We start from the raw sequence: 7,068 nt of genomic DNA, 5'->3' as shown, positions 1-7,068 counted from the left end.
TCACGGCGCAAGCGCGCCGCGCCACCTCCCCCAATGGGGGAGGATCTAAGATCACGCCGTGCCGACGGTCTCGAACAGGCAGGAGTCGATCGCTTCCTGCGGCTTCTTGTTGCCGCGGATCATGAAGTCGAAGGCGGGATAGTAGCGGTCGGCGGTTTCCACCGCCGCGTCGATCATCGAGGCGGCCTGGGCCAGGGTCGGGCGTTCGCCGTGCGGCAGGGCCAGGGAGTGGCGGAAGACGATCTCGCCGTCCTCGGACCAGACCTCGAAATGGCCCATCCAGGCGCGCTGGTTGACCAGGCTGACCAGTTCATAGGCGGCGTTGCGACGCGACTTGGTGGCCCGCAGATCGAGCGCGCAGCACAGCTGAAGGCAATCGCCCTCGGGCCGCCAGGCGAACCACAGCTCGTAATCCTTCCAGTCGCCGGCCAGGGCGAAGGCCAGGTCGCCGTCGTCCGTACGGTCGAACGGCAGGTTCTCCGCATTCAGCACGTGTTCGACCACGTCCAGCGGATCGTAGGGAACGTCGACCTCTTCGGGGCCCAGTGCGTTCATAGGTCGGTTCCAGCGGCGTGTGAGAGGGGACGCAACTCACGCCCCTCCAGATTACGGTAAACGTGTTCGCGGATTCGGCTCAACCCGCTGCGTCCTCAGCGGGAGTTCCACCTGTGGAGGTTCCCGTGGCAGGCTTCTTGGTCTTGGCGGCAAAGGCGGCGTTCAGAACCGTCAACTGGTCCCGCAGAGCCGCGACCTCGGCCTTCAGGGCGTCGAATTCGTCGCGACGGACCAGGTCCAGCTCGGCGGCGACGCGGTCGGTCTGGCTGCGGAAGGCGGCCTTGGCCTCTTCGCCCGCGGCCTGGGCCAGGCCCATGGCGCCGGTGGTGATCTTGGCGAACTCGTCGAGGATCGGGTTGCGGGTCTGCATGGCGGTCTCCGTGGCCACCGACTCGGGCGGGCGGCCGTGGTTAAGGAAGGTTTACGCGATATGGTGAACGAAACCTTTCCGTCGATGCGACTTATAGCCTGCGTCGCGATGAAATCGAGGCGGCATCCGGCTGCATAGGGTCGATCCCCATGGTCCCCCGCGCCTTGCCGAGAGGTTGCGGAGTTCACCACAACGATCACACGATGAGGCACGGCGATCACAACGAGACCGGGGGGGGCCGCAAGACCTGGCTCCAAGCCCCTGGCCTTGCAAGCGGGATGCGGCGAAGCCGCGATCCGCAGATCGGATCGGTGCGCAGGAACCGCATACGGTCCCGTCGTGTTCGTTGTGCCTCATCGTCGTGAACGTTGTGATGACCCTTGCCCTGCCGGCTTCGCCAATGGCTTTCGCCGGGAACGCTTGCTAAAGCCACGCCAAACCACCCGGAGCCTGCGTTCGTGATCTTTCCCGAGTTCGACCCGGTCCTGATCCAGCTGGGGCCGCTGCCGATCCGCTGGTACGCCCTGGCCTATGTCGCCGGCATCGTGCTGGGCTGGTGGTACGCAGGCGTCCTGATCAAGAAGAACAGCCTGTGGGCGCCGAAGAAGCCGCCGATCACGACGGTGCAGCTGGACGACCTGGTGCTGTGGATCACGCTCGGCATCATCCTGGGCGGCCGGTTCGGATACGCCCTGTTCTACAAGCCGGCCATGTATCTGCAGCTGTTCACCGGCGACAGCTGGGGCGAGCGGCTGGAGCTGTTCCAGCTGTGGACCGGCGGGATGTCGTTCCACGGCGGCCTGCTGGGCTGCACCGCCGCCGTCCTGTGGTTCGCCTGGAAGAACAAGCTGTCCACCCTCAGTGTCGGCGACATGGCCCTGGCCACCGCCCCGATCGGCATCTTCTTCGGCCGCATGGCCAACTTCATCAACGGCGAGCTGTGGGGTCGGGAAACGACCGTCCCCTGGGCTATCCGGTTCTGCAACGACCGTATCCGCGACATCTACGGGCCTGAGTGCGTCTTCAAAGGCGTCGGTCCCGGGGATGTTCCTCGTCACGCTAGCCAGCTGTACGAAGCGGGTCTGGAGGGGCTGCTGCTGTTCGGCCTGCTGTCGCTGGCGATCTGGAAATTCCGGCTGCTGGCCAAACCCGGCTATGTCACCGGCCTGTTCCTGGTCGGATACGGCCTTTCGCGGATCGCGCTCGAGAATGTACGCCAGCCCGATGTCGGTCTGGATAACCTGCCGCTCGGCCTGACCATGGGCATCCTGCTGTCCGTGCCGATGATCGCCATCGGCGGCTGGCTGATCTGGCGCGCGTGGAAGACGGCCCCGGTCGCGGAGCCCGAAGCGGAACCCACAGCCACGTGAGCCTGAAGGCGCGACTGGTCCGCGAGATCGTCCTGACCGGGCCGATGACGGTCGCCGACTATGTGCTGCGCTGCCTGCACGACCCCCAGGACGGCTATTACGCCACCCGGCCGGGCCTCGGCGTCGACGGTGACTTCATCACCGCGCCGATGGTCAGCCAGATGTTCGGCGAGCTGGTCTGTCTGTGGGCCGTCGAGATCTGGCGGCAGCTTGGGTCGCCCGCCCGCTTTACCCTTGTCGAGGTCGGGCCCGGCGACGGCACCCTGATGGACGATATCCTGAGGACGGCCCGGCGCGCGCCGGGGTTTCTGGACGCGTGCGACCTCATCCTCATCGAACCCAGCCCCTTCCTGATGGACGCCCAGGCGCGGCGGCTGGAGGGGGCCGCCGTGACGCCCCGCTGGGTGGCGTCGCTGGACGCCATCGATGCCCATGCCCCGGTCATTCTCGTCGCGAACGAGATGCTCGACTGCCTGCCGGTACGCCAGTTCATGAGGACCGCCGAGGGATGGGCCGAACGCTGCGTCGGGGTCGATGAGGCGGGTGACCTGATCTTCGGCCTGACGGTGGCCCCGGCCGGTTTCACCCCGCCCCCCTACCCCGTCGAGATCGGTAAGATCGTCGAGACCTCGCCGCATCAGGCCCAGTTCGGCCGCGACTGCGCCGCCCTGCTGGTCCAGGCCACGGGTGCGGCCCTGCTGATCGACTATGGCCGCGACCAGCCGGGGCCGGGCGACACGCTGCAGGCCCTGAGCCGGCACAAGGCGGTGGACCCGCTCGCCGGCCCCGGCGAGGCGGACCTGACCCAGTGGGCCGACTTTCCCGCCGTCCTGGCCGCCGCCGCATCGGCCGGCGCCGCCGTCACTCCCAGTATCGGACAGGGCGACTTCCTGCGCGCCATGGGGATCGAGGTCCGGGCCGCCCGGCTCAAGGAAGCACGCCCCGACGGCGCCGCCCTGCTGGACCGCCAGATGAACCGCCTGATCGCCGACGAAGAGATGGGGAGGCTGTTCAAGGCCTGTGCGATCTTTGCCCCCACCGATCTGACCATGCCGGGATTCGAGACATGACCCCTGCCCTGCCTGAACCGATCACCCATCCGCTGTTGACGAAGGCCGGGGTTCGCCACGGGTTCTTCACGCGACGGGGCGGCGTCTCGGCCGGGATCTTCGACAGTCTGAATACCGGCCTGGGCTCCAGCGACGACATCGCGGCCGTGGAGGAGAACCGGCGCCGGATCGCTGCCTCGTTGGGCGGTGGACCCTATGACCTGGCCGCCTGCTACCAGATCCATTCGGCCGTCACCCGCGTTGCCGAGGGCCCCTGGCACGGTGACCGGCCCGAGGGGGACGCGGTGGCAACGGCCGTGCCCGGCGTCATCTGCGCCGTCCTGACCGCCGACTGCGCGCCGGTGCTGCTGGCGGACGCCGAGGCGGGGGTCGTGGCGGCCGTCCATGCGGGCTGGAAAGGGGCGCTGGGCGGGGTGGTGCAGAGCGCGGTCGCGGCGATGGCGGCGCTCGGCGCGCGCCCGGAGCGCACCGTCGCCGTGGTCGGGCCCTGCATCGCCCAGGCGTCCTATGAGGTCGGCGCGGACTTTCAGGCGCGGTTCGAGAGTGGCGATCCGGACAGCGCGCGGTTCTTCGTGGCCGGCGGTATGGCGGACAAGCGGATGTTCGATCTGCCGGGGTTCGTCCTCTGGCGGCTGGAACAGGCGGGCGTGGGCGAGGCGGCGTGGACGGGCGACGACACCTGTGCGGATGAGGATCGGTTCTTCTCCAACCGCCGGGCGTTCCAGCGGGGAGAGCCGGATTTCGGGCGGTTGATGAGTGCAGTGGCGCTGACCTGACCCCTCTCCCATAGGGAGAGGGAAGACGTCACCCCACCCGCGCCAGCTCCGGCACGCGAACCGTTTCGCGCCAGCTCTGCGGGTTGGCCAGCAGTTCGCGGACCAGCAGATTGTTCAGGGCATGCCCGCCCTTGTAGCCCTCGTACCGGCCCAGCAGGGGCGCGCCCAGGACGTACAGGTCGCCGATGGCGTCCAGTGCCTTGTGCTTCACGAACTCGCGTTCCATGCGCAGGCCGCCGGGGTTCAGGATGTCGTCGCCGTCGATGACCACGGCGTTCTCGAGGCTGCCGCCACGGGCCAGGCCGGCCTGGCGCAGGGCCTCGACCTCATGGGCGAAGCCGAAGGTGCGGGCGGCCATGATGTCGGCGCGGAAGGTTTCCTCGTCGACGACGAAGTCCACGACCTGATTGCCGATGACGGCGTTGTCGAAATCGATCTCGAACCGCATCTCGTAGCGGTCGCACGGATAGAGGGCCGCGTGCTTGTCGCCGTCAGTGACGTGGATCGGCTCCAGTATCTCGATGTAGCGGACCGGCATCGACTGGGGCCGGAAGCCGGCGCGGTCCAGCAACTGGACGAACTGCAGGGCCGACCCGTCCAGGATCGGCAGTTCGGGCCCATCGACCTCGACCACGGCGTTGGAGATGCCGAGCGCGCAGAACGCCGCCATCAGATGCTCGATCGTCGACAGTCGGACAGCCGCCGCGTTCTCGATCATGGTGTTCAGGCGGGCGTCAATGACCGCCTCGCCCGAGACGGGGATGCGGTTGTCGCGGTCGGTGATGTCGGTGCGGACGAAGACGATCCCGGTGTCCGGCGCGGCCGGACGGATCGCCAGACGCACCCGCTGGCCCGTATGCACGCCCACGCCCGCGCAGATCGCAGGGGCGACGATGGTCCGTTCGTGATGATCGGGACGCAGCGGCAAAGTGGGGAACTCTCGTGCGGGCGGCGAGGGGGAGCCGCCGATGACACTTTGGTATCGCCTATGCGACCAGACGGAAACCAAAGTCAGGTTTCGGATTGTTTCGTTTGGTTAAGGGAGGCAACGGGCAACAGGCAACAGGCAGCAGGCAACAGGCAACAGGCAACAGGCAACAGGAGCAGAATCGGAGGCCTGAACTGCCTGTACGAAAAAGGGCGGCCCGTGCGGACCGCCCTCTTCTGATGCCTGCTACCTGTTGCCTGTTGCCAGACGGCTAGTTGGCCAACCGTCGCAGGAAGGACGGGATTTCCAGGTCGTCTTCCTCGGCCGACAGTTCGGGCGCGGGCTGGGCCGATCCGGTCTGGCGCATCTGGGGCGCGGCGGGGGCGACGTAGTTGGACTGGGCGCGCGGCTTCTTGGAGCCGAACAGGCTCCAGCCCGACTTGCGATGGTCGCGATCGTCATAGGCGGGCTCGGCGGGCTGGCGCTCCATATAGAGCTCGCCCTGGGCGGTGGCGGCGGCGGGCACCGCCTTGCGGCCATGGTCGGCCTCGAAGGCCTCAACCCAGGGATCGACGATGGGCTCCAGGGCGCGAGCGGGCTCGGCGACGTGGATCACCGGCTCGGGGGCGCGGGCGAGGACGGGTTCCGGCGTGGGCTGGAAGGTCGGGACGATCGGGGCCTGTTCGACGCGGGCCTCAGCCGCGCGAGACATCTCGGCACGGACGGGCTCGGGGCGCAGGGCTTCCTGGCGGATCGGCTCGGGACGGACGGGAGCCACAGGACGGCGGGTGTCGTGGAAGGCGCTGGTGGGGGTGGGCTCGACCTTGACGGCACCGACCTCGTCCATGCCGGTCGCGACGACCGAGACGCGGATCTTGCCTTCCAGGTTCGGATCGAAGGCCGCGCCGAAGATGATGTTGGCGTCGCCGTCCACCTCTGCACTGATGGCGTTGGCGGCCTCGTCGACTTCCAGCAGGGTCATGTCCAGACCGCCGGTGATGTTGACCAGCACAGCCTTGGCGCCCTTCAGGCTGGTTTCGTCCAGCAGAGGGTTGGCGATGGCGTTCTGGGCGGCCAGCAGGGCGCGGTCGTCGCCGGTCGCTTCGCCCGTGCCCATCATCGCCTTGCCCATCTCGGACATGACGGCACGGACGTCGGCGAAGTCGAGGTTGATCAGGCCCGGCAGGATCATCAGGTCGGTGATCGAGCGAACGCCCGAGTGCAGCACCTGGTCGGCCATGGCGAAGGCGTCGGCGAAGGTGGTGCGTTCGTTGGCGACGCGGAACAGGTTCTGGTTCGGAATGACGATCAGGGTGTCGACATAGCGTTGCAGCTCGGCAATGCCCGCATCGGCCAGGCGCATGCGGTGACGGCCTTCGAACGTGAAGGGCTTGGTCACGACGCCGACGGTCAGGATGCCGCGATCGCGTGCGCATTTGGCGATGATCGGCGCGGCGCCCGTGCCGGTGCCCCCGCCCATGCCGGCGGTGATGAAGATCATGTGTGCGCCTTCGAGGTGCGCGTGGATTTCGTCGGCCGATTCCTCGGCGGCATTCATGCCGACCTCGGGGTGGGCACCGGCGCCGAGGCCCTGGGTTATCGTCTCGCCCAGCTGGATGCGGCGGTCGGTCTTGGCGAACGACAGGTGCTGGGCGTCGGTATTGGCGACGACGAACTCGACCCCTTCGAGGCCGGCATCGATCATGTTGTTGACGGCGTTGCCGCCTGCGCCACCGACGCCGAAGACGACGATCCGGGGCTTGAGTTCCGTGGCTTGAGGACGCACCAGCGAGAGAGACATTTTAAAACCGACCTTTTCCGACCCTGCCCCCTTACCGGCCTCCTGATCCGCCCCGCCGAATCAGAAGGTTAATGGGCCCGTTAAGGAAACACCCATCACCGTTAAGGGAAGGTTACCGATTAAGGTGAGTCGGACTCGCGTCGAGCAAAAAGGTTAACCTTGACCGCAGGATAGCCCCCGAACAGCCGGCCAAGCCTG

The 7,068-nt window shown here is 67.5% G+C and carries 7 protein-coding genes; 3 read left to right on the top strand and 4 right to left on the bottom strand.

Annotated elements, in window-relative coordinates; all coding sequences use genetic code 11:
* Positions 1-51: 51 nt before the first annotated feature.
* Positions 52-555, bottom strand: a complete 504-nt coding sequence (locus ACILQR_RS14685) for a YbjN domain-containing protein (RefSeq protein WP_271146587.1) — start codon at positions 553-555, stop codon at positions 52-54.
* 79 nt (positions 556-634) lie between these two features.
* The gene (locus ACILQR_RS14680) at positions 635-925 is read right to left on the bottom strand and encodes an accessory factor UbiK family protein (RefSeq protein ID WP_292152313.1); all 291 of its coding nucleotides are present in this window, start codon (positions 923-925) and stop codon (positions 635-637) included.
* Positions 926-1,383: 458 nt separating this feature from the next.
* Between ACILQR_RS14680 and lgt the strand changes: the two genes are divergently transcribed.
* Genes lgt through pgeF form a run of 3 tightly spaced genes read left to right on the top strand, consistent with a single transcriptional unit; the run spans position 1,384 to position 4,141 of the window.
* Positions 1,384-2,295, top strand: a complete 912-nt coding sequence (gene lgt / locus ACILQR_RS14675) for a prolipoprotein diacylglyceryl transferase (RefSeq protein WP_395652131.1) — start codon at positions 1,384-1,386, stop codon at positions 2,293-2,295.
* A complete protein-coding gene (locus tag ACILQR_RS14670) occupies positions 2,292-3,365 on the top strand; it encodes a class I SAM-dependent methyltransferase (RefSeq protein WP_395652130.1) in 1,074 nt (357 codons plus the stop codon). The genes lgt and ACILQR_RS14670 overlap by 4 nt, the downstream gene beginning before the upstream one ends.
* The gene (gene pgeF / locus ACILQR_RS14665) at positions 3,362-4,141 is read left to right on the top strand and encodes a peptidoglycan editing factor PgeF (RefSeq protein WP_395652129.1); all 780 of its coding nucleotides are present in this window, start codon (positions 3,362-3,364) and stop codon (positions 4,139-4,141) included. Before ACILQR_RS14670 ends, pgeF begins: the two co-directional genes overlap by 4 nt.
* Before the next feature lie 28 nt (positions 4,142-4,169).
* Here the strand turns inward: pgeF and lpxC are convergent, their stop codons facing one another.
* Together lpxC and ftsZ are read right to left on the bottom strand one after the other, a co-directional pair.
* The gene (lpxC, locus tag ACILQR_RS14660; protein WP_395652128.1) at positions 4,170-5,069 is read right to left on the bottom strand and encodes a UDP-3-O-acyl-N-acetylglucosamine deacetylase; all 900 of its coding nucleotides are present in this window, start codon (positions 5,067-5,069) and stop codon (positions 4,170-4,172) included.
* Positions 5,070-5,340: 271 nt separating this feature from the next.
* On the bottom strand, positions 5,341-6,870 hold the full coding sequence (gene ftsZ / locus ACILQR_RS14655) for a cell division protein FtsZ (RefSeq protein ID WP_395652127.1): 1,530 nt from the start codon (positions 6,868-6,870) through the stop codon (positions 5,341-5,343).
* Positions 6,871-7,068 lie beyond the last annotated feature (198 nt).

It is taken from the genome of Brevundimonas sp., assembly GCF_044239655.1.
Classification (GTDB): Bacteria; Pseudomonadota; Alphaproteobacteria; order Caulobacterales; family Caulobacteraceae; genus Brevundimonas.
The sequence above is the reverse complement of the archived record's forward strand: the minus strand, read 5'-3'. Positions and strand labels throughout refer to the sequence as shown.